This is a genomic window from Actinosynnema sp. NPDC059797 (assembly GCF_042732085.1).
Taxonomy (GTDB): Bacteria; Actinomycetota; Actinomycetes; order Mycobacteriales; family Pseudonocardiaceae; genus Actinosynnema.
This window is the reverse complement of the sequence record NZ_JBHWIE010000645.1, coordinates 1-2,327: the sequence shown is the minus strand read 5'-3', so window position 1 is coordinate 2,327 and position 2,327 is coordinate 1. Positions and strand designations below refer to the sequence as shown.

At 73.2% G+C, this 2,327-nt stretch carries 2 protein-coding genes; one reads left to right on the top strand and one right to left on the bottom strand.

Features of this window, described 5'->3' with window-relative positions; all coding sequences use genetic code 11:
- Positions 1–135 precede the first annotated feature (135 nt).
- Positions 136–621 (bottom strand): DUF5994 family protein, encoded by a 486-nt coding sequence (locus ACFV4N_RS42890; RefSeq protein ID WP_499678440.1) that lies wholly within the window; start codon positions 619–621, stop codon positions 136–138.
- Between the two features lie 595 nt (positions 622–1,216).
- Between ACFV4N_RS42890 and ACFV4N_RS42885 the strand changes: the two genes are divergently transcribed.
- Positions 1,217–1,810 (top strand): hypothetical protein, encoded by a 594-nt coding sequence (locus ACFV4N_RS42885; protein WP_499678439.1) that lies wholly within the window; start codon positions 1,217–1,219, stop codon positions 1,808–1,810.
- The last annotated feature ends 517 nt before the right edge of the window (positions 1,811–2,327 follow it).

The following is a 2,327-nucleotide window of genomic DNA, read 5'->3' as shown; positions in this document are numbered from 1 at the left end:
ACACCCGCCGGTGTGGGCAGTCCGGTTTCCGGCCACCGCGGAGCGCTGTGGCCGGCGGGGAAACCCGCTCCCGCGCTCGGCGGTTCGGTCGACGGCGCCCGGTGGCCCCGGTCGGTCGACCCCGGATCGGGGCGCCTACCGGTTCCGGGGCGTGACGCGGACACCCGCGGTGGCGAGGATGGCTGCGGGGAGGTGGTCGTTGTCGGGTGACGACGCGCCCGCCATCGCGCGGTCGGCCGCGGCGCCGAAGGCTTCCGGGGGGACCACCAGCAGGTCGATCCGCCGTTGGTCGTCACCGGTGAGGTGCACGGTGTCGGTGTCCAGCGCGGCGAACCCCTCCAGCGCCACGACGCGACCGCCCAGTTCGAGCCGGTTCGGGGAGGAACCCCAGAAGGTCGAGGCGTACACCACGCGGTTGACGGCGCCGATCCGATCGGCCACCGCGTCGAGCAGGCCGGGCAGTTCGACCGGCAGTTCGCGCGAACTCGGCCACCAGGCGCCGTCGACGTGCCCCCGGTGCGGCGCCACCGGCTTGAGGCGCAGGCGCAGCGCAGCGCGCGACAGGTCGGTCGACCGCGTCGCGGACGCGGTCGTGGCGGGGTGGTGCGGTTCCGACGTCACGTCGGTGCTCCGATCTCCGGCTCGCGGCCGGTGTGCGGTGGGGGTCGAGCTGTCCGATGTGGACGGATTTGCGCCCGTGGGGGGCGAGTTCCGCACCCGGTGGCGATCGAGTTCGCGGCGGCCCGTCGTGCCCGCGGCGGGGCGAACCGGTGGGACGGGGTGTTCGCGGGGACGTGGGTGCTCCGCCGGAGGTGACCGGCTCTCGTCGTGCGCCCAAGGCGGCGACGGTTCGACCACCAGCGCTCGACATGCCCTCGGTCACCTCAGGCTACACCGGTGAACGGCCGTGCACCGGTCCCCGGTGTCACCGGTCGGTGCTCGTGCTACAGCCGGGGGAGCCGGCGCACCAACGCGGTGAGCACCGCGTGATCACCAGGCCCGACGCGGGCGGGAATCGCTCCAGCGCGGCACGACGACCTCGCGCTTGGGTATCCTCGACCCCGCACCGTTCGCCGTTGACGACCAGCCGCGCGGGACCGACGAGCCGGATGAGGATCGGACACCGCGGTCGCAACGTCATGCCCGATGATCATGTCCTGGTAGTGGTGGTGCGCGATCGCCGCAGGTCGGCGACCCGACATGAGGAGGCAGGCAGGTGGAGCGGCTCCCGGGTCCTCGACGGCCTTCACCCGACCCCGACGTGTACGGGGAGGCGGAGGTGCGGGAGTTCCTCGACCCGTGGCACCCCCGGGCCAGCGTCGAGTCCGGCAGTGCCGGGCAGGTGGTCGTCGACCCCGAACGGGTGTTGGACAACATCACCCTGGCCCTGCACCGGCTCGACGTCGACATCGACTCGCCGCCGGCGTTCGAGCCCGACACGGTGACGGTGAACGAGCTGTCGGTCATGCTCGACGACCCCCACCGGGCGGCGGCGCTGGTGGCGCGCCTGGTCAACGTCGCCGTGCAGCTCATGGCGGCCCGCTACCCCGAGGTGCTCGTCCGGTTCCCGCTGCCCGACAGCTACGACCTGCGCGACGTCGACCGGCTGGCCATCGGCGACCGTGCGCACGACCTCGGCCGCAGCATCTTCAACCAGCGACTGGGCGCCGAGGTGGACCTGCACCCCGACGACCTCGTCGAGCTGCTGCGCCCGCTGGACCCCGGTGAGCAGGTCCACCTCCTGGTCGCCCTGTGCCGCATGTACCGCCACAAGCTCCTGGCCCTCAAACACCACACCGGCACCAGCTGACGCCACCGCGGCGTCCTGGTGAGCACGGCGCCGCTCACGCCCGACCGCGCCGCGCGACCCGAGCCTTGCCGCATCGTCGGAACACGATCGTGCCACCTTGCGCGCGGGTGTCCCGGTCCGGGTCACCGCCTGCTCGTCGCACCGTGTTTCGGCAACCACCGGATCGGGCACCCACCGGGTACAGCAGCCGCCTCGGACCCCGGCGATGTCGGAGACGGGGTCGCTCGTCCCCATCCCTCATGGCGCCTTTCCACCCCGCTCCCGCGATGGCCCGGTCGAGCGGGTGCTCCCGGCGTTCCTGCCCCACGGCGTGGAGCCACCCCCCCGCCGAACCTTCCCGCCAAGGAGGACGCCCCCACCGAGCGCCAGGTCGAGGAGACCGCCATGACCAACCCCGCCACCACGTCGAAGCCACTCACCCGGAACGCGAACGCCGAGGTCGTCTCCCGCGAGGCGGGCACGTCGGCACCGACGCGGGGGACGACCACCGTCGCCGACACCGTGCTCCGGAAGGTCG